The following is a 20751-nucleotide window of genomic DNA, read 5'->3' on the forward strand; positions in this document are numbered from 1 at the left end:
GCGCTACTTCGACCGGGCGAGTACAACCCCCGCCAGCGCCACGGCAAAGCCCGCCAGTTGCAGCGCGCCGAGCGTCTCTCCGAACGCGATAAAGCTCATCAGCGCGGCGAGCGGCGGCGCGAGAAAGAGCAGGGCCGTCGCGCGCGACGCATCGCCGCGCCGGACCATCCACACGAGCATCGTCGTCGCGACGCCCGAGAGCATCACGACGCCCCATGCGATGCACGCCCACGTGGTCATCGACGGGACGAAGCGGTGTTCGCCCAGCGAGGCCGCGAGCACGGCCGCGACAATCGCCGCGCCCGCGTTTTGCAGCGCGCTCGCACTCCGGATGTCGGCGCTCGCGAGCGATGTCTTCTGGTACAGCGTGCCCGCGGTAATGGCGAAAACCGAGACGACCGCGACCGTCACGACGAGCCATTGCGGTGCGTGTGCAGGGTTCGCGGCCTGGGCGACCGGCGCACCGCTTTGCGCGAGCTTCGGCGCCAGCACCAGCGCGACGCCTAAGAGACCCACGAGCAGCCCGCTCCAGGATCGCGCCGAAAGCCGCTCGCCGAACACACGCGCCGCGATGGCTGCCGTCAGGAGCGGCTGAAGCGCACCCAGCAACGCCATGATGCCGACGCCCAGACCTTGGGCGACCGCCCAGTAGCCCGCGCCGAGATAGACGCCTTGCAGCAGCGCGCCGGCGAACAGATGCCGTGCGGCGTCGCGTCCATTCGGCCAATGCACGCGGGCGGTCAGCGCCAGCACGAAGAACAGCAGGGCCGTGCCGCAGAAGCGCGCGAGCAGGTAGAGATTCGGATCGACGTAAGGCGTGATCGCGCGCGCGACGATGAAGCCCGTCGACCATAAGAACACGAAAACCGGCGCGGTGAGGAAGGAGAGCATGAGTGCGGGCGGTTGGCGATAACCGCGGAAGTATCCCTGCGATTGCGTATGTCGTCTTGTTCAACCGTGCACTCGCCGGGGCCGCATATGACAGCCGTGAGCATTCACGCCGATGTCACAGACCTCTGCAATGCTTCCGGTCTACCGTCCTTTGTCATCCAGTCACGAGACCACACATGAGCCGCGATTCATCCTTCGCGCGCCGGCTGCTGCCCGGCGCGTGCGCATCGATTGCATTGGCTGCACTGGCTTCCTTCGCCGCGACGCCCGCACTGGCCGCCGACGCAGTCGTCCTGTACACCGCCGACGGTCTCGAAAATCTCTATAAAGACGTGCTGCCCGCTTTCGAAAAGAAAGAAGGCGTGAAGGTGAATATCGTGACGGCGGGTAGCGGCGAAGTGGTGAACCGCGCGACCGTCGAGAAGGATTCGCCGAAGGCCGACGTGCTCGTCACCTTGCCGCCGTTCATCCAGCAGGCTTCGCAAAGCGGGCTTCTCCAGAACTACCAAAGTGTGAACTACAAGAACGTGCCCGCCATCGCGAAGGCGCAGGACGGCGCGTGGGCCACGTTCGTGAACAACTACTTCTCGTTCGCGATCAATCCCGAAGTCACGAAGACTGCGCCGAAGACGTTCGCGGACCTGCTGCATCCGAGCTACGCGGGGAAGGTCGCGTATTCGAACCCGGCCACCGCCGGCGACGGCATGGCGGTCATCATCCTCACGTCCGCGCTGATGGGCGAGGACAAGGCGTTCGACTACCTGAAGTCGCTCGAACAGAGCGCGAAGTTCCACACGAAGGGCACCGGTTATCTCGACGTGCTGCTCTCGCGTAACGAGATCGCGTTCGCGAATGGCGACCTGCAAATGGATCTCGACGACGCCGAAAACGGCGGTTTGTCGATCAAGCCGCTCTTTCTCTCGCACGCGGCGAACGAAGCGCCGACGACGTTCCAGCTTCCGTACGCCATCGGTCTCATCAAGGGCGGGCCGAATCAGGCGGAAGGCAAGAAGCTGATCGACTATCTGATGTCGTCGGAAGTGCAGGCGAAGGTCCCGGACATCTACGGCATCCCGGCGCGCACCGACGTGCCGCTCGCGGGCAAGAACGGCGAAGCGGTCAAGCAGGCCATTTCCGGCGTCAGGCTGATTCCGGTCGACTGGAATCAAGTGATGCAGAAAAAGGCCGGCTGGACCGAGCGATGGAAGAACGAAGTCATCGGGAGTTCCGGCAAACAAACTGAAGTCGTGAAGCCGAAGTCGTGAGCACGGTCGCACTGTCGCCGGCGGCGCGCGAGGAGAGGGCGCTCGCGCCCGCGTCCGGCGTACGCATCGAGCACCTGACCGTGCGCTTCGGCGCGCGCACGGTGCTCGACGACCTGACGCTTCGCATCGAACGCGGCGAGTTCCTCACCGTGCTCGGCCGCAGCGGATGCGGCAAGACCACGCTCTTGCGCTTCATCGCCGGCTTCGTCAATGCGGACGCGCTCGCGGGCACGTTGAGCATCGCCGGGCGCGATTTGACCCATGTGGCCGCGCATCGCCGCAATCTCGGGCTGTTGTTTCAGAACTACGCGCTGTTCCCGCATCTGTCCGTGTTCGACAACGTTGCCTTCGGGTTGCGCGCGCGCAAGCTGAAAGCGGCCGAAATTGCGCGACGCGTCGCGGACGCACTGAAGCTCGTGCAACTGGCCGATGCCGGTCACGTGATGCCCGCGCAGCTTTCCGGCGGCATGCAGCAGCGCGTGGCGCTGGCGCGCGCGCTCGTCATCGAGCCGGACGTGCTGTTGCTGGACGAGCCGCTTTCCGCGCTCGATGCGAATCTGCGCGCATCCGTGCGCAGCGAACTGAAGGCGCTGCACGAGCGTCTGCCGAACCTGACCATCGTCTGCGTGACGCACGATCAGGATGACGCCCTCGTGCTGTCGGACCGCACGCTTCTGATGCGCGATGGCCGCATCGCGCAGATCGGCTCGCCTCGCGAACTGTACGACGCGCCCAACGACGGCTTCGTCGCGCGCTATCTCGGCGCGGCGAATCTGCTGCCGCCGCGCGTCGTCTATCCCGTCGGCGACGCGCGTCACGACGAACGCGAGCGTCTTGCGTGCATTCGTCCCGAGCGTTTCGCCATTGTGCCGCTCGGCGAAGGGCCGCTGCACGGCACGATCGCATCGGTGGAATGGTATGGCGCGGCGCTTTCCATCGCCGTCGCGCTCGATGCGCTGCCCGGCGAGCCCGTCCTCGTGACGATGCAGCGCGGCCACGCGCCCATGCCCGAAAAGGGCGCACGCGTCTCTCTTCGATTCGAGGCTGACGATGTCGTCCTTCTTCGTCCCTGACAGCGTCGCGCAGACGGGCAACGGCGAAAGCGCGTTCGCTGCGCACCGGGCGGCGGCGCAGCGTCGCGAGAAGCGCGCGCAGTGGCAGTTGCTTTTCATCCTTGTGTTCGTGCTCGGGCCGCTCGTCGTCTATCCGCTCGCGCGGCTCGTGCTGTTGAGTGCGACCGGTCCGCACGGCCTCACGTTCGATGCGTACACCGCGTTCTTCGGCAACGCCGAAACGCGCGGCGTGATCGGCACGACGGTGGGGATTTTGTTAGCGAGTGCGTCGATTGCCTCACTGCTCGGCGTCGCGCTCGCGTCCATGCTGTTCTTCCGGCCGTTTCCGGGCGCGAAGCTGCTCACGCGCTTTCTGGAATTGTTCGTCGCGTTTCCGTCGTTTCTCGTCGCGTTCACGCTGATTTTTCTGTATGGATCGCAGGGCGCGGTGAGCATCGGCTTGCAGCGCATGTTTTCGCTCGATGCCCCGCCGCTCGATTTTCTGTTCGGCATCGGCGGCGTAATTCTTGCCGAAGTCGTGTTCTATGCGCCTTTCGTGGTGCGCCCGACGCTCGCGTCGTATGCCACGCTCGACATGCGTCTCGTCGAAGCGGCGAGGAGCCTCGGCGCAAACGGATGGATGGTCGCGACGAAAGTCGTGCTGCCGATTGCATGGCCGGGCATCGCGGCGGGCACCATTCTGTGCTTTCTGCTGACGTTGAACGAATTCGGCATTCTGCTCGTGCTCGGCAGCGCGCACCTGATTACCTTGCCGATTGCAATCTATAGCGCGGCCACCGTCGATCTCGATCTGCGCGCGGCGGCGGCCGGCTCGGTCGTCATGCTGCTCATGTCGCTTTCGCTCTACGCGCTGTACCGCCGCGTCGATGCGCGCAGCCAGGGACGCTGACATGCAGCTTTCGGCATCCTTCAGACCGGCGTCGCTGCTGCGCATGATGGCGATGTGCTTCGTCGCGCTCGTGTGCTTCTGGCTTTTCGTGCTGCCAGTGATCGTCGTGGCGCTTTCCAGCGTGGCGTCGCGCTGGTCAGGCACGATCCTTCCTGACGGCTTCAGCGCGCGCTGGTTTTCACGCCTCGGATCGAGCGAATTCGACGCGCTCACGACGAGCCTGACGACCGGCTTCGCAGTCGCGGTTCTCGGCACCGCGCTGGGCTTGTGGCTCGCGCTGGCGCTCGAAGGGCGCGACCGTCGCGGGCTCGGCGCGCTCGTCGATGCCGTGGCAATGGCGGGCAGCGGCGTGCCGAGCGTCGTGCTCGGGCTCGCGGTGCTGATTGCGTATCACAAGCGGCCGGTGGATTTGTCCGGCTCGGCGGCCATCGTCGTACTCGTGCAGCTTGCGCTCGTGCTGCCGTTTTGCTACCGGTGCGCGGCGGCCGCATTGCGCCCTGAGCTGACCACGCTGCGCGAAGCCGCCGCGAGTCTCGGTGCGCCGCCGCGCATGGTGCTGGCGCGCGTCGTGCTGCCGCAACTGCTGCCTGCCGTGCGCGCGAGCCTCGCGCTCGGCTTCGCACTGTCGCTGGGCGAACTCGGCGCGACGCTCACCGTGTATCCGCCGGGCTTCGCGACCGTGCCCATCGTCGTGGTCGGGCAGGTCAATCGCGGCTACTATCTGCCCGCGTCGGCGCTCTCGCTGATCCTGCTGGCCGTTTCGCTGGCCGCTCTTTTCGTGATCGCCGGCCACGCGCCGCGCCGCGATCGCCGGGTCATTCGGCATCCGAAATAAATTTTACCGAGTACGCCCTTCGAAAGTTGCGGGGAACCTTCGCGCGGCTCGTCATACCAAAAAAAATAAAACTGGCGTAACCTGCCTTTATCGGGGCGACCGCGTCTCTGTGCCTGCGCGAAATCAGCCGGCCGTGCACAATCGGGCCGAACTCACGGCGCGCTTCGCTGTCGTTGCATAAGTTGCAAACACCGGAGGTTTAGATGACATCCGTCGACCTGGAATTCGACCAGCTCAACAGCACCGTCGATGCGCTGCGGCGCTCCATCTCGAACCGCCTGATGTACGGCGTAGGCAAGGACGCGGCGACCGCCCAGCCGCGCGACTGGCTGCACGCAGCGGAGCTGGCCGTGCGCGACCGGCTCGTCGCGCGCTGGATGCGCACCACGCGCCAGCAGTACGAACAGGACGTGAAACGCGTCTATTACCTGTCGATGGAGTTTCTCATCGGCCGAACATTCACCAACGCGCTGCTCGCGCTCGGCATCCATGACGAAGTGCGCGACGCGCTCGCGAGCCTCGGCGTCGATCTGGCGACGCTGGAGGATCTCGAACCCGACGCCGCGCTCGGCAACGGCGGTCTCGGGCGGCTTGCGGCCTGCTTTCTGGATTCGATGGCGACCGTCGGCGTGCCCGGTTTCGGCTACGGCATTCGCTACGAATACGGCATGTTCCGGCAGACCATCGTGGACGGCAATCAGGTCGAAATGCCCGACTACTGGCTGCGCGCGGGCAACCCGTGGGAATTCCCGAGGCCCGAAGTGGTGTACACGGTGCATTTCGGCGGACGGACGGTGCAGCGCGACGACCGCATCGACTGGATCGACACCGAGCACGTCAACGCGATGGCCTACGACACGGTGATACCCGGCTTCGCGACGACCGCGACGAATACGCTGCGCCTGTGGTCCGCGCGCGCGACCGACGAATTCGATCTGTCCGCTTTTAATCAGGGCGACTACCGCCGCGCGGTGGAAGCGAAGAACACGTCCGAGCACGTCTCGCGGCTCCTCTATCCCGACGATTCGACGCAGGCCGGCCGCGAATTGCGTCTGCGTCAGGAATACTTCTTCGTCTCCGCGACGATGCAGGATTTGATTCGCCGCTATCAACGCACGCATACGCATTTCGGCCGGCTCGCGGAGAAGGTGGCGGTGCATCTGAACGATACGCACCCCGTGCTCGCCATTCCCGAACTGATGCGCCTGCTCGTCGATACGCACCGCGTGCCGTGGGACAAGGCGTGGAAGCTCGTGCAGCAGATGTTCTCCTACACCAATCACACGTTGATGCCCGAGGCGCTCGAAACGTGGGACGTAGAAATGCTCGCGCGCCTCTTGCCGCGGCATCTGGAGATCATCTTCGAGATCAACGCGCAGTTCCTCAAGCAAGTCACGGAAAAGTTCGGACGCGATGTCGAGCTGATCCGCCGCATTTCGCTCGTCGATGAATTCGGCCAGCGCCGCGTGCGCATGGCGCATCTCGCGATTGTCGCGAGCCAGAAGGTGAACGGCGTCTCGAAGCTGCATTCGCAACTGATGGTGCAGAACATCTTCTCCGACTTCGCGCGCATGTACCCGGACCGCTTCACGAACGTGACGAACGGCATCACGCCGCGACGCTGGCTTGCGCAGGCGAGTCCGTCGCTGTCGTCGCTGATCGACAAGCGCATCGGACCGCGCTGGCGCACCGATCTTTTCGAACTCGGACGCCTGCGCGAATGGCGCGACGATCCCGAGTTCCGCAAGGCATTTCACGACGCGAAGTTCGCGAACAAGCTGCGTCTCGTGGAACGCGCGCGGCGCGAAGCCAACGCGATCATCAATCCTGAAGCGCTGTTCGACTTGCAGGTCAAGCGCATTCACGAATACAAGCGGCAGTTGCTGAACATTCTGTATGTGATCGTGCGCTACAACCGCATCCGCGAAAATCCGGAGCGCGACTGGACGCCGCGTGTCGTGATGTTCGCGGGCAAGGCGGCATCGGCCTACAAGATGGCGAAGAACATCATCAAGCTCATCAACGAGGTCGCGCGCAAGATCAATGCGGACCCGCTCGTCGGCGACCGGCTGAAGGTCGGCTTCATTCCGAACTACGGCGTGAGCGTCGCGGAGCTGATCATTCCCGCAGCGGATCTCTCACAGCAGATTTCGATGGCAGGCACCGAAGCATCCGGCACCGGCAACATGAAGCTCGCGCTCAATGGCGCGCTGACCATCGGCACGCTGGACGGCGCGAACATCGAAATATGCGAAGCCGTGGGGCGCGAGAACATCTTCATTTTCGGCAACACGACGGACGAAATCGAATCGCTGCGCGCGGCGGGATATCGCCCGCGGCTGATCTATGAAGAAAACCCGGAGTTGAAGCTCGCGCTCGACCAGATCCGGCTCGGGCACTTTTCGCCGGACGAGCCGCACCGCTTCTACGACATCTTTCACACGCTGGTGGACTGGGGCGATCACTACATGGTGCTCGCCGACTTCGAGAGCTTCGACAAGACGCAAAGCGAGGTCGACCTCAAGTTCCGCGACAAGGATGCGTGGACGAGAAGCGCCATCGAAAACGTGGCGGGCATGGGCATATTCTCATCGGACCGCACGATTGCCGAGTATGCGCGCGAAATCTGGCACGTCGAGCCGTTGAGTTTCAGCTGATGCCTCATGGCAAGGCGGGCCGCGCGTCGAGCGTGCGGCCCGCCTTCTCTCATGCCTGCGGCCGCGCCGCGTGCTTTGTCACCGCCTCGCCGACGAGCGCCGCCACGCGATCCGCAAATTCCTGATCTTTGGTGATCAGCACTTCACGCTCGCCATCTGGAGTCGTGACCATCAGCTGATAGACCACGTCCTGCGTGATCCACGACAGATAGCCGACCACGACGATCATCGCGCCGAGCACGAGCGCCGCGCCCGAGCCGGTGACGATACCGCTAGCCAGCCCCGCCAGCCCGATCAGCGCGATCACGATGGGCAGCGGCTTCTTGCGCTCAATTTTCACGACCCGCGCCGTGCGCAACTCGCGCAGCGGAATCATTTGTCCGGAAGCAGAGAGGCCGGCGCGCGAAAGCGTGACGCCGCGTTCGTTGAAGGGTGTATCCATAGGCTGTTCGATTTTTCAGTTGACGGCGGAGAAACCGGGCAGGTTACCAGACGCCTGCAATAAGCGATAAAGTCGGGAAACGACACCGATTGTAAGTGGCCGGCTAACGAAGGCTGTCGAAATCTGTGCGGCGTTGCCGTCACGCGCTTCGCAAACTATAATTGTTTCGGGCAACGAAGCAATCCATCGAGCGCAGCGCGCGACGCGTTGGTACGTCGCTCATGCCAAAGCACTCGAGCTGCGCTGCACAGGGCCCGCTTGGTGCGTGGCATGAAGCGACTCGAATGTTTTGTATCGGCGCACGTGGCAACAGGCCATTCCGGCGCTCACACTGTTTCCAAAACGGGGTTGACTGCACCGCGTTTGCAGTTATTAAAAGGTTGTTAATCAAACTAAGGAGTCACCATGAATGCAATGAAATGGCGTGCGGTCGGTGCCGTCGGTGCCGTTGTGATCGCGGCGCTCGCCCAGAATGTCGCGGCGCAAAGCAAACCGATTGCGTATCCGTCGAAAGGGCAGAGCCCGCAGCAACAGCAGCAGGATGACGGCGCGTGCTACAGCTGGGCGAAAAGCAGCACGGGAATCGATCCCGCGATGGCGTCCAATGCGCCGCCGCCGCAGTCGGGTCCCGCCGTGGGCGGCGGCGAGCGCGTGGGCGGCGCGGCGCGCGGAGCCGCAGGCGGCGCGGTGATCGGCGCCATCACGGGCGACGCGGGCAAGGGCGCGGCCATCGGTGCGGCAGCCGGCACCATGGCGGGCGGCGCGCGGGCACGGCAGAACAAGCGCGCGCAGCAAGCGAACGCCCAGGCGCAAAGCCAGGGCGCCATGGCCACCTACTACCGCGCGTGGACCGCGTGCATGCAGGGGCGCGGCTATTCCATCCAGTAGTGTTGGCACGGCGCGATTGCAGCTTGAGACGAACCGGGCTTCGCATGGTGTGAGCGGCAATCGGCGCTTTTGTCTGACTCGGCGGAGGCCGCGCCACGAACCACGGCCTTCTCTACGATGTGAAGGCCGCGCTCGATCCGCTGAGGCTGCGCAACTCGAAGCAGCGCGATCTTGACGTCGCCTCACGGCTGCGCGCTGCGCTCGATCGCCGCCGCGATGTCCCGGCTCACGCTGGCGAGCGCCCGGCTATGCGCGGCCACGAGCGCATCGAAGTCGGGCCCGGACACCGGTTCACGCACGACCGAACGCCCGCTCAGGGCGGTATCGCCGCCGAAACTGCGCACGGCCCAGCGCGCATCGATCGCCACTGTCTGGTCCGGAACGGATTCGAACTGCTGGATATCGACGCGCACGCGCCACGCCTGCGGGTCCGCCACCGCACGCGACGCGACCGCCACGCGGTCGGAGCCTAGCAACAGCGTGAGATCGCCCGCAATGGCATCCGCGATGCTGCTGTTGAGCGGCTCGCCCCAGCGCGCGTATTCGTTGAGCGCGACTTCGTTGTCCGAATTGCGCGTGACGATCTGCGGACGATTGACGAGATCCGGCACCGTGACCGGACGCACGATCAGCGGCCGGCCCGGCCCGCGGCCCGTGGTCGCGGTCAGCGACGAATCCACGCTCAGGCGGTAGAAGCTCGCGCGCGGCGAACTGCATCCGGCGCAGACGGCGAGCATGAGAGTCAGGCAGGCGAGAACGGGCCGCATCACTTCTTGTCCTCCGGCTTGCCGCGCAGCAGCGCTTCGGGATGCTGCTGCAGATAGTCGGCGAGACTGCGGAACGACGCCGCCGTGCGCGTCAATTCGCGCACCGCTTCGGCCGTGTCCTGCTGCAAGCCGGAATCGGGCATGAGGGTGGAATGCGCGGCATCGAGCGCGGCGCGGGCGGCGGAAAGCGTAGTCGCCGCCTGGGGAACGATCTGCGTGTTGAGGTTGCTCATCAGCAGGCTCGTGTTGTCGAGCGTCTGCTTGGCGCTCGCCGTGAGCTGTTCGATCGGCAGCTTGTCGATGCGCGTCATGATCCGGTTGATCGAATCCTGCAACGAGGCGAGGCCGCTCGGCGTGGTGGGCAGAACGGGCGGCGTGCGGCTCCAGTCGATGCTCGCCTTCGGCGCTGAGGGGAAGAAGTCCAGCGCGACATACAACTGTCCCGTCAGCAGGCTGCCGGTTCGCAACTGCCCGCGCAGTCCGCGTGCGACGAGCAGTTCCGCGAGCGCGCGCGGGTCGTTCACCAAGCGGCCGCTCTTGATGCCGCTTGCAAAGCGCGACGTGAATCGCTCCGGATAGAGCCTGACTTCCACCGGAATGCTGATCTGCCGCCTGACCGGATCGAAGCTCGTATAGATGGCCGATACCTCGCCGATGGTAATGCCGCGAAAGTCCACGGGCGCGCCGACCTCGAGCCCGCGCACCGAGCCGTGGAAGTCGAACGCATAGGTCTCGACTGTATGCGCAGTGCATCGGCGCGCGTCGCAAAGAGCGAAAAGGTCGTGTTCGCGGGCGCTTCCGCCCAGGAAAGCGATGCGGCCGGCGTCTCGAAGGCGAGACCGCCTATCAGCATCGACACGAGAGACTGCGTGTTGAGCTTGAGCCCGTCGGTGCCGAGCGTCAGGTCCACGCCGCTTGCCTGCCAGAAGCGCGAATCCGCGTTCACGTAGCGGTCGTAAGGGGCGTTCACGAATACGTGCAGCGTGACGCCGCTGCCGTCCGGATTCAGTTCGAACGAGGTCACCTGACCGACTTGCAGGCGGCGAAAGTAGATGGGCGCGCCGACATCGATCGAGCCGAGATCCGCCGCCTTCAGCACGAACTGCCGTCCGGGCACGTCGTTCGCGAAGACGGGCGGCGTCTCGAGACCCACGTATTCGCGCCGCTCGCGCTTCGTGCGGCCGATGTCCATGCCGATATACGCGCCGGAAAGCAGCGTGCTGATGCCCGACACCGAACCGCCCGCCACGCGCGGCCGCACGACCCAGAAGCGCGTGTCGTCGACGAGCATCCTGCTCGCATCGCGCGTCAGTTCCGCCTTGGCGACCACGCGCGAAAAGTCGTCCGACAGCGCCACCGACTTCACGAGGCCGATCTCCACGTCCTTGAACTTGATCTTCGTTTTTCCCGCTTCGAGCCCTTCGCCGGTCTTGAAGCTGATGGTGACGGTCGGTCCTTGCGCGAGCACCGCCTGCGCCGCCAGCCAGACGCCGACCGCCACCGCGATGGCCGGGACGATCCACACCCAGGGAATGCGCCAGCGCCGTTTGGGCACGACCTCCGCATCGGGCGTTTCGTCGGGCGTGCTCATCGCGGCTCCTTGCGCGGCGTCGCGGTGTCCCAAATCAGGCGCGGATCGAAGGACATGGCGGCGAGCATGGTCAGCACGACGACCGCCCCGAACGCAATCGACGCCGGCCCCGCTTCGATGGTCGCGACCGCGCTGAACTGCACGAGCGCGACGAGCACCGCGATCACGTAGATATCGAGCATCGACCAGCGGCCCACCAGTTCGACGATCCGGTAAATGCGCGCGCGTTGTTTATTGCGCTGAGTCATGCGCAGGTTGGCGCTCGCGGCGAGATAGCCGATCGCGAGAATCTTGAGCATCGGCACAGCAATGCTCGCAATGAACACGATGATCGCGAGCGGCCACGATCCCGAGTGCCACAGATAGGCGACGCCGCTCAGAATCGTGTCCTTCTGAGCGCCGAAGAGCGAACTTGTGTTCATCACCGGCAACGTGTTCGCAGGAATGTAGAGAATTGCCGCCGCGCTCAGATAGGCCCACGTCCGCGACAGGCTCGCGGGTTTGCGCAGATGCACGCGCGCGCCGCAGCGCGGACAAAAGAGGTGAGCGTGCCGGCGCGCGCCGCGCGTGCAGAGCCCGCATTCGTGGCAAATGCAGATGCCGTTCGCGGCAGCGGTCGCGCCGTGCAGCGGCGTGTCGGGGGCCATGCCGGGCGGGCCGCCTTCGAGGCGCGCCCACATGGCCCGTTCGTCGAATGCGGATGATGCCGCCACCAGCAGCAGCATGAGCGCGCCGAGCGACCAAAGCGCCGGACCCGGCACCACCGACGCGATATGCGCGAGCTTCACCACCGCGACGAGCAAGCCGAGCATCAGCACTTCGGTCATGCCCCATTCACGCGCAACGCGCAGCAGGCGAAAGACCGCATACGCGCGCCACGGCTTGCGGTTCAGGTGCAGCGGCAGCAGCAGCCAGACCATGCCGAGCGCCTGCAAGCCGGGCATCAGAACCGTCGTGACGAAGACGAGCCCGGCAAGCGGCCACATGCCATCGCGATACAGCACCCGCGCCGCGCCCATCAGCGTGGTTTCGACAAGCGAGCCGCTCACCGAAAGCCCCACGATGGGAAACGCGTTCGAGATGACCCAGAGCACGCAAGCCGTGAGCGCAAACGCGAGCGCCCGGTCGAATCCTTGTCTGCGGCGCCGGTAAAGGACGGCGCCGCATCGGCAGCAGGTGAGGGCGCCGCCGGGCGGCACGGGGTGCTCCCGCTGCACGAGATCGCATTCGTGACAGGCGATCAGCGCTCGCGCGCCGCATGCCGCGGCCGCTTCCGATGACGTGCTCATTGCAGCGCCTGCGCGGCTGTCCCGGCAGGTTTCGACGTCTCGGCGGACTGGCTTTCGCCCGCCGTCTGCTGCGTGGTCATCTTGTCCGCTTCGACGACCCAGCCGCCGCCCATCACCTTGTACAGCGTGACGAACGACGTGAGCGCGGCCGCTTGCGTCTGCGTCTGCGCGAGTTGCGCGTCGAAGAGACTGCGCTCCGCGTCGAGCACTTCGATGTAGCTGGTGTAGCCGCCCTCGTAGCGCGCCCGCGCAAGTCGCGCGTAAGTGGCGAGCGCCGTGACCTGGCGGCCTTGCACTTCGAGTTGCGTATGCAGTTTCTGCGAGGCGATGAGCGCGTCGTCGACTTCCTGGAAGGCGACCTGAATCGCCTTCTGGTACGACAGCAGCGCGGCGCGTTGTTGCGCTTCGGCCGTCTGCACCTGACCAGATATGTTGCCCGCCGTGAAGATGGGCTGCGTCACCGCGCCCGCAAACGACCAGACGCGCGAAGGCCCGGTGAACAGCGACGAAAACTGTCCGCTTGCCGTGCCGAACAGGCCGGTGATCGAAATTTGCGGGAAGTACAGCGCACGCGCCGCGCCGATGAGCGCGTTCGCCGCGATCAGATCCTGCTCGGCCTGAAGCAAATCGGGGCGGCGTTCCAGCAGATCGGACGGCAAGCCCGCCGGAATCACGGGCGTGGCGAACGCGCCAAGCTCGCAGCCGCGCACGATGGGCCGCGGATTGTCGCCGAGCAAAACGGAGAGCGCGTCTTCCTGTTGTGCGATTTGCGTTTCGAGCTGCGGTATCGTCGCGAGGGAGGCTTCGTACTCGGACTGGCTCTGCGCCAGTTCCATCTGCGAGACTTCGCCGCCCTCGAAGCGCAAGGTGAAGACGTGCACCGACTCCGCGCGGCTTTCCGTCGTTGCCTTGGCAATGGCGAGCTGCTGATCGAGGCTGCGCAGGTTGAGATACGACGACGCCACCGACGCCACGAGCGAGAGGATCGTCGCGCGCCGGGCTTCCTCGCTCGATAGCAGGTTCGCGCGTGCCGCCTCGGTGAGCCTGCGAATTCGGCCGAAGAGGTCGATTTCCCACGCGGCCGATACCGAAAGCTCGAAGTTGTTGAAGACCGGTCCGACGCCCGGCAGCGTGGGCTGCGGTCCCGCCCGCGAGATACGCTGGCGGCCCGCCGTCGCGCCCGCCGAAATCTGCGGGAAGAGCGCCGATCGCGTCGTGACGAACTGGCCCATGAACTGTTCGACGCGTGCCGCCGCTATCTTCACGTCCTTGTTGTTGGCGAGCGCCGTTGCGATCAGGTCGTCGAGGACGGGGTCCTGAAACTGCTTCCACCATTCGGTGTTCGCTGTGTCGGCCACTTCGGTTGTGGCGAAGCGGAACGTCGCGGGCGTCGGCACCGGCTCGCGTGAATAGTTCGGCCCGAGCAGGCAGCCGTTCAGCAAAACGACGCCGACGAGGCTTGCGAAGCAAAGAGAAAGCCGGGCGCGAAGCATGTCAGTTCCCCTCGTTGGGAGCGGAGGGGCGCGCGTCGGCGCTGCCGCCCGACGCGCCATGCACCTGCACCGCATCGGGCGCGGGCACCGGCGCGGCCGATGCCGGCGGGGCATGGCCGCTCTTCTTGCCGGAGCGTGAGGACATCGTTTCCAGCACGTAGAAGAACATCGGGATAAAGAACACGGCGATGACGGTCGCGCCCAGCATCCCGCCGATCACGCCCGTGCCGATGGAATGCCGGCTGTTCGCCGATGCGCCCGTCGCGATGGCGAGCGGCACGCAGCCGAGAATGAACGCGAGCGAGGTCATGACAATCGGCCGCAGGCGTTCTTCGGCGGCGGTCATCGTGGCATCGAACACGGACTTGCCCGCTTCGCGGTTGATCACGGCGAACTCGAAGATGAGAATCGCGTTCTTGGCGGCCAGCGCGACGAGCATCGTGAGGCCGATCTGGAAGTACACGTCGTTGTTCAGTCCGCGCAGGAGAATGGCAAGAAGCGCGCCGAAAATGGCGAACGGCACGGCCATCAACACGCCGAACGGCAAGCTCCACTTCTCGTATTGAGCCGCGAGGATCAGGAACACCATGACGAGCCCGAAGATAAAGACGAGCGCCGACGAACTGCCCGACTGCTTCGCTTCGAACGCCTCGCCGCTCCACGCAATGCCGTAGTCGGACGGCAGGCTCGCGGCCACTTCTTCGAGCGCCTGGATGACCTGCCCCGACGCGTAGCCGGGCGCGGCATTGGCCGTGATCTTGACCGCCGGGAAGTTGTTGAAGCGCGTGATGAGGTCCGGCCCCGTGACGTAGCGCGTGTTGACCACTGCCTTGAGCGGCACCATGCTGCCGCTCGTGCTCTTCACGAAGATCTGCGTGAGATCGTCGGGCCGCAGACGGTACGAAGGCTCGGCCTGCAGAATCACCTGCCAAAGGCGGCTCGAGCGGTTGAACTGCGAGACGTAGAGCGAGCCGAACATCGTCTGCATCGCGCTATAGACGTCTTCCACGGGCACGCCGAGCGTTTCCGCCTTGTCGCGGTCTACGTCGGCGAGCAGTTGCTGCGAGGCGGCGTTGAAGGTCGACGTGACGCCGGTCAGTTCGGGCCGGCGCTTGGCCTTGGCGACGAAGTCGTCGACGATGGCCGCGAACTGCGAGATGGGCGCATCGCCCTTGCTCTGAATCCACATTTCGGTGCCGCCCGTCGTGCCCAGCCCAGGAATGGACGGCGGATTCAGCGGCACCACAATGCCTTGCCTGATCTGCGAGAGCGCCTTGTAGGCATTGACCAGCACCGCGCGCGCGTTCTGCGTGCGGATATTGGCCGACTTGTAACGCTCATCGAAGCCCTTCAAGCCGACGAAAAACGTCGACGCGTTGTTCTTGCTCTGACTGTCCAGCAGGCTGAAGCCGTCCACTGTCGCGATGCTGCCGACGGCGGGCTGCTTGAGAAAATACTCGGTGATGCGGTCCGACACTTCGCCCGTGCGATCCAGCGACGCCGCGTCCGGCATGATCACCGCGCCCAGCAGATAGCCCTGATCTTCCGGCGGCAGGAACGCGGTGGGAATGTCGCGCATCATCACCACCGCCAGTGCGATCAGTCCGGCGAAAAGCAGCAAGGCGATCACGAAGCGTTTGATGACGAGCCTCACGACTCGCGTGTAACCCGATGTCATCCGCGCGAACTGGCGGTCGAACCAGCGGAAGAATCCTTTCTTCTCGTGATGCCCGGGCTTGAGCAGCAGCGAGGCGAGGGCAGGCGACAAGGTCAGCGCGACAATGCCCGAAATGATGACCGATATCGCGATGGTGATGGCGAACTGCTTGTACATCTGCCCCGTGATGCCGCCGAGAAACGCGACGGGCACGAACACCGCGCACAGCACGAGCACGATGGCGACGACGGGACCGGCCACTTCGTCCATCGCCTGCTTCGCGGCGGTCTTCGGATCGAGCTTGTGCACGGTCATGTTGCGCTCGACGTTCTCGATCACGACGATCGCATCGTCCACGACAATGCCGATGGCCAGCACCATGCCGAATAGCGTCAGCATGTTGATGGAGAAGCCGAGCGCCGACATGCCCATGAACGTGCCGACGATCGACACCGGCACGGCCAGCACCGGAATGAGGGTGGCGCGCAGGCTTTGCAGAAAGACGAACACCACGATCACCACCAGCACGACCGCTTCGAAGAACGTATGGACCACGTCGGAGATGGACGCCCGCGTGAACTCGGTCGTATCCATCGCGATTTCGTAGTCGATGCCTTGCGGAAACGACTTCTTCATTTCGGCGAGGCGCGCGCGCACCTGATTGGATACATCGAGCGCGTTGGCTCCCGGCTGCTGATACACCGCGAGCACGGTCGCGGATTTACCCTGGAAGCGGCTGCGAATCGAATAATCTTTCTGCCCGAGTTCGGCCCGGCCCACGTCTTTCAGACGCACGATGGCCGCGCCGCCCGACTGCGCGCGAATGATGATGTTGTCGAACTGCGCCGGCTCCGTGAGCCGCCCAGAGGTCGTCACCGCGAACGACTGCTCGACGGGCGCGCCCGTCGGCGATTGCCCGAGACGCCCCACCGCGAACTGCTGGTTCTGATTCGCGACAGCTTTCTGCACGTCGGCGGCCGTGACGCCGAGCTGCGCCATGCGGTCGGGCTTGAGCCAGATGCGCATGGCGTAATCGGGCGTGCCGAAAATGCTCGACTGGTTCGCGCCCGGAATGCGCTTGAGCGCATCGAGCACATAGACGTTCGCGTAGTTGGCGATATAAGTGGCGTCGTATCGCTCGTCGGGCGAGTAGATGGCGATCACCATCATGAACGCCTGAGACTTCTTCTGCACCTGCACGCCTTGCGCCGTCACCGACTGCGGCAGTTGCGGCAACGCGAGATTGACGCGATTCTGCACGTCCACCTGAGCAAGCTCCGGATTCGTGCCGATCTCGAAGTACGCGTTGATGGTCAGGTTGCCCGTCGACGAGCTCGACGAGCTCATGTAGATCATCCGGTCCGCGCCGTTGACCTGCTGCTCGATCGGCGCGGCCACGTTGTTCGCGACCACGTCGGCGCTCGCGCCCGGGTAAGTCGCGGAGATCGTGATCTGCGGCGGCGTGATGTCGGGATACTGCGCCGTCGGCAGTGCGAGCATCGCCAGCGCGCCCCCGAGCGTGATGACGATGGAAATGACCGAAGCGAAGATCGGGCGGTCAATGCAGAAATGTGAAATGTTCATTGGCCTCTTCCACGCGACATGCTTCCGATGGTCGGCTCTTCACATCACTTGCCGGCGCCGCCTTCGTTCCTCGTCTGGCTGAGTGATGCCTGCGCGCCCGGAGCAGAGCTCGCCGCGGGTGCCGTTGCGGGCGCTTCGCTGTTCCCCGGTGCGCTGACTACGCGCACCTGCGAATCGGCTGCGATGCGCACCGCGCCATCCACGATGACGCGCTCGCCTGACTTCAGGCCGCTCGTGACGAACCAGTCGTCGCCATGCCATTCGCCGACTTCAACCACGCGCTGGCGGGGTTTCGATTGCTCATCCAGCACCCAGACGAAATGACTCTTCGCGCCCTGCAGCACGGCGCGCTGCGGCACGAGAATGGCATTGGGGCGCACCGCGCCCGCTACCCGCGCCTTGACGAACTGCCCGGGGCGCAGCGTGCCTTTCGGATTCGCGAACACCGCGCGCACGAGAAACGTGCCCGTTTCCGTGCTGAAGGCCGGATTCGTGAAGTCAATGCGGCCGGTCTGCGGGTAGACAGATCCGTCTGCCTGAATGACGCTCACGTCGAACTTGTTTCCGGGCGGAAAGTGCAGTTCATCTTTGCGTATCTCTTCCCGCCATCTCAACAACTCGTTCTCCGAGATGCTGAAGTTCACCCACATGGGGTCGAGCTGGTAGACATAGGTGAGCAGGCCCGACTGCGTCGGTGTCACATAGCTGCCTTCCTGCACGCGCGCGAAGCTCGACAAGCCCTTGAGCGGCGAACGGATCGTCGTATAGCTGAGATTGAGTTGTGCGGTCTGCACTTCGCCTTGCGCCGCGATGACGGCGGCTTCGGCTTGCTTCTCGTTGCCGGTGGCGTCGTCGAGGTCCTTCTTGCTCAATGCGTTCATGGCGGCGAGCGGCACCACGCGCGCAAGATTCTGCTTCGTGACGTAGAGCCGCGCCTGCTGCTGCGCGAGCGCGCCCTTGGCGGTTTGCAGCGCAGCTTCGAACGGCCGCTTGTCCATGAGGAACATCACTTGTCCCGCTTCCACCAGCGCGCCTTCGGTGTACATGCGCTTCTCGAGAAAACCATCGACGCGTGCGCGGATTTCCACTTCGCGAGAACTCTGCGTCTGCGCGGTGAACTCGAAATCAACCGGTGTCGACTTCGACGCGACAGTGACGACGGTGACATCCACAGCCGCTCGCGGTGCTGCGGGCGGCGGCTTGTTGCACGCTGCGACCGACAGCAGCACGAGCGAGACAGAACAGCACGAGCGCAGGGCGGGCATCCGGCGCGGCAGTGGAAAAGACCGCCTGCAGTCGAGCATCTTCTTGCACGTGAACGCCATGGGCGCCTCCCCCCTGGGATGGCCGATAGTCGGAGAACGAACGCGCTCGCGCGTGCATCGCGCGATGCATCGAGCGATCGCGTCCCTCGAAGCTCGACTTGACACGCGACGTCCATGCGCGCGAGCCTGATACTTGTGATGTGGTAGCGAACTCCGGTCGTCACGGTAGCGATAGCCGGGCGCACCGGCTTCGCCCTGTCAGGCGTGATGTTTTCGATGAGTCCAGTAATAACCGAAGACGATCCAAAACGCTATAAAAAAGTTCGACGGTGGCCGACGTGCGGAGCCATCGGCTGCGAAACGTGCATCGCCGAAATAATGTATGTATTGCTTATTATCAACTTCAACCCTCATGGCGATTTCTGAAACGTTGGTCGAGACTGGTGCGAAAGTAGCGCTTCATTCGAACCGGAAGCTGGACCGAACCCCAGACTTGCATATCGGAAATTAACGATATATACTTCGCCTCAAGACGATTCGGAAGGCGCACGCTTGTTGCCGCGTGTTCCGCATCGTCAGATGCATGAGCAACGAAATGGACATCGACGCAATTCACAAGGCCCTCGCCAACCCCCTTCGCCGCGAGATTCTCGAATGGCTGAAGGAGCCGGAGCGGCATTTTCCGCATCAGGAACTGCCGCTGTCGCATGGCGTCTGCGCGGGCCAGATCGATGGGCGCTGTGGCATGTCACAGTCCACCGTTTCGGCGCACCTTGCAACCCTGCATAAAGCCGGGCTCGTCACGACCAAGCGCGTGGGGCAGTGGGTGTTCTTCAAGCGCGACGAAGCGGCCATTCAGGCGTTCCGCGATTCCATCGCAGATCTCTGAAGTCTTATCGCCCCTTCGAAGTGACAGCATCATATCAATTCAATTAGGATACCTCTACGTTATGCCGACTCTTTTCGATCCGCTCAAGGTGGGCGCAATCACGCTGAAGAACCGCATCGTCATGGCGCCGCTTACGCGTCAACGCGCAGGTGTCGAACGCGTGCCGAACGCGCTAATGGCGCAGTATTACGCCGATCGCGCATCGGCCGGTCTCATCATCAGCGAAGCGACGTCCGTCACGCCGCAGGGCGTCGGCTATGCCGATACGCCGGGCATCTGGTCGGACGAGCAAGTCGAAGGATGGAAGCTCGTGACGCGTGCTGTTCATGAAGCAGGCGGCAAGATCTTCCTGCAATTGTGGCACGTCGGCCGCATTTCGGACCCTATCTTCCTCAACGGCGAACTGCCGGTTGCGCCGAGCGCGATCGCCGCGAGCGGTCACGTGAGCCTCGTGCGTCCGCAGCGTCCGTATGTCACGCCGCGCGCACTGGAACTGGATGAAATCGCGGGCGTGGTCGCGGCTTATCGCAAGGGCGCGGAAAACGCGAAGCGCGCGGGCTTCGACGGCGTCGAAGTGCACGGCGCGAACGGTTATCTGCTCGACCAGTTCCTTCAGGACAGCACCAACAAGCGCACGGACGAGTACGGTGGCCCCATTGAGAATCGCGCGCGTCTGATGCTCGAAGTGGTCGACGAGTGCATCGCCGTTTGGGGCGCGGACCGCGTGGGCGTGCATCTCGCACCGCGTGCGGATTCGCACACCATGGGCGACAGCGACCGCGCGGCCACCTTCGGCTATGTGGCGCGCGAGCTGGGCAAGCGCAAGATCGCGTTCATCGCGGCGCGTGAAGCGGAAGGTGCGGACAGCCTGGGACCGCAATTGAAGAAGGCGTTCGGCGGCGTGTATATCGCGAACGAGGGCTTCACCAAGCAGAGCGCGGAAGCCATCCTCGAACGCGGCGATGCCGACGCTGTGGCATGGGGCAAGCCGTTCATCGCGAATCCGGACCTCGTGCGCCGCTTCGAAGTGGACGCGCCGCTCAACTCGCCGGATACCGCAACGTTCTATTCGGCAGGGCCGAAGGGCTATACCGACTATCCGTTGCTTGAAACGGCGGAGTAAGTTTTCGCATCAGGCATTACATCATGCATCGAACAAAACAGCGGCTTCGGCCGCTGTTTTGTTTTTGTCCTCCAGCTTAGTCAAGCCAATTACCTGCACAGGTACCGCAACGCCTTCTTCTAACCAATCGCACGTCGAAATTATCGATTTTGC

15 protein-coding genes and 1 pseudogene are annotated in these 20751 nt (G+C 64.3%); 8 read left to right on the forward strand and 8 right to left on the reverse strand.

Annotation, left to right across the window (positions count from 1 at the left end; genetic code table 11):
- Nucleotides 1-3: 3 nt before the first annotated feature.
- Entirely contained in the window at nt 4-891 is an 888-nt protein-coding gene (locus P9239_RS05315) for a DMT family transporter (protein ID WP_309749426.1), read from the reverse strand.
- A 176-nt stretch (nt 892-1067) separates the two neighbouring features.
- On the opposite strand from P9239_RS05315, the gene phnS reads away from it, so the two are divergent.
- The 5 genes from phnS (at nt 1068) to P9239_RS05340 (ending at nt 7610) form a co-directional block, all read left to right on the forward strand.
- Nucleotides 1068-2156, forward strand: a complete 1089-nt coding sequence (phnS, locus tag P9239_RS05320) for a 2-aminoethylphosphonate ABC transporter substrate-binding protein (protein WP_309749427.1) — start codon at nt 1068-1070, stop codon at nt 2154-2156.
- Nucleotides 2153-3229: a 2-aminoethylphosphonate ABC transport system ATP-binding subunit PhnT gene (gene phnT, locus P9239_RS05325; protein WP_309749428.1), complete on the forward strand. Its 1077-nt coding sequence runs from the start codon at nt 2153-2155 to the stop codon at nt 3227-3229. Before phnS ends, phnT begins: the two co-directional genes overlap by 4 nt.
- Complete coding sequence (gene phnU, locus P9239_RS05330; RefSeq protein ID WP_309749429.1) at nt 3207-4118, forward strand: 2-aminoethylphosphonate ABC transporter permease subunit; 912 nt, start codon at nt 3207-3209, stop codon at nt 4116-4118. Before phnT ends, phnU begins: the two co-directional genes overlap by 23 nt.
- Nucleotide 4119: 1 nt before the next feature.
- A complete protein-coding gene (phnV, locus tag P9239_RS05335) occupies nt 4120-4953 on the forward strand; it encodes a 2-aminoethylphosphonate ABC transport system, membrane component PhnV (protein ID WP_404980137.1) in 834 nt (277 codons plus the stop codon).
- A 203-nt stretch (nt 4954-5156) separates the two neighbouring features.
- Nucleotides 5157-7610, forward strand: a complete 2454-nt coding sequence (locus P9239_RS05340; protein ID WP_309749430.1) for a glycogen/starch/alpha-glucan phosphorylase — start codon at nt 5157-5159, stop codon at nt 7608-7610.
- A 49-nt stretch (nt 7611-7659) separates the two neighbouring features.
- On the opposite strand, the gene P9239_RS05345 is transcribed toward P9239_RS05340, so the two are convergent.
- Entirely contained in the window at nt 7660-8052 is a 393-nt protein-coding gene (locus P9239_RS05345) for a DUF6232 family protein (protein WP_309749431.1), read from the reverse strand.
- Between the two features lie 405 nt (nt 8053-8457).
- Between P9239_RS05345 and P9239_RS05350 the strand changes: the two genes are divergently transcribed.
- A complete protein-coding gene (locus P9239_RS05350) occupies nt 8458-8940 on the forward strand; it encodes a YMGG-like glycine zipper-containing protein (RefSeq protein WP_309749432.1) in 483 nt (160 codons plus the stop codon).
- A 182-nt stretch (nt 8941-9122) separates the two neighbouring features.
- On the opposite strand, the gene P9239_RS05355 is transcribed toward P9239_RS05350, so the two are convergent.
- The 6 genes and pseudogenes from P9239_RS05355 to P9239_RS05380 all read right to left on the reverse strand — a co-directional run bounded on the left by P9239_RS05355 (nt 9123) and on the right by P9239_RS05380 (nt 18586).
- The gene (locus P9239_RS05355; protein ID WP_309749433.1) at nt 9123-9707 is read right to left on the reverse strand and encodes a PqiC family protein; all 585 of its coding nucleotides are present in this window, start codon (nt 9705-9707) and stop codon (nt 9123-9125) included.
- Nucleotides 9707-11298: pseudogene (locus P9239_RS05360) on the reverse strand (intermembrane transport protein PqiB). The gene P9239_RS05355 and the pseudogene P9239_RS05360 overlap by 1 nt, the downstream one beginning before the upstream one ends.
- Entirely contained in the window at nt 11295-12587 is a 1293-nt protein-coding gene (locus P9239_RS05365; protein ID WP_309749434.1) for a paraquat-inducible protein A, read from the reverse strand. The pseudogene P9239_RS05360 and the gene P9239_RS05365 overlap by 4 nt, the downstream one beginning before the upstream one ends.
- Entirely contained in the window at nt 12584-14080 is a 1497-nt protein-coding gene (locus P9239_RS05370; RefSeq protein ID WP_309749435.1) for an efflux transporter outer membrane subunit, read from the reverse strand. The genes P9239_RS05365 and P9239_RS05370 overlap by 4 nt, the downstream gene beginning before the upstream one ends.
- Before the next feature lies 1 nt (nt 14081).
- Nucleotides 14082-17321, reverse strand: a complete 3240-nt coding sequence (locus tag P9239_RS05375) for a multidrug efflux RND transporter permease subunit (RefSeq protein ID WP_309749436.1) — start codon at nt 17319-17321, stop codon at nt 14082-14084.
- Nucleotides 17322-17365: 44 nt separating this feature from the next.
- A complete protein-coding gene (locus tag P9239_RS05380) occupies nt 17366-18586 on the reverse strand; it encodes an efflux RND transporter periplasmic adaptor subunit (RefSeq protein WP_404980171.1) in 1221 nt (406 codons plus the stop codon).
- A gap of 583 nt (nt 18587-19169) precedes the next feature.
- Here P9239_RS05380 and P9239_RS05385 point away from each other — a divergent pair.
- Nucleotides 19170-19475, forward strand: a complete 306-nt coding sequence (locus P9239_RS05385; protein WP_309749438.1) for a metalloregulator ArsR/SmtB family transcription factor — start codon at nt 19170-19172, stop codon at nt 19473-19475.
- A 61-nt stretch (nt 19476-19536) separates the two neighbouring features.
- A complete protein-coding gene (locus tag P9239_RS05390) occupies nt 19537-20598 on the forward strand; it encodes an alkene reductase (protein ID WP_309749439.1) in 1062 nt (353 codons plus the stop codon).
- Nucleotides 20599-20751: the final 153 nt, after the last annotated feature.

This window comes from Caballeronia sp. LZ062 (assembly GCF_031450785.1).
In the GTDB taxonomy this organism is placed as follows: domain Bacteria; phylum Pseudomonadota; class Gammaproteobacteria; order Burkholderiales; family Burkholderiaceae; genus Caballeronia.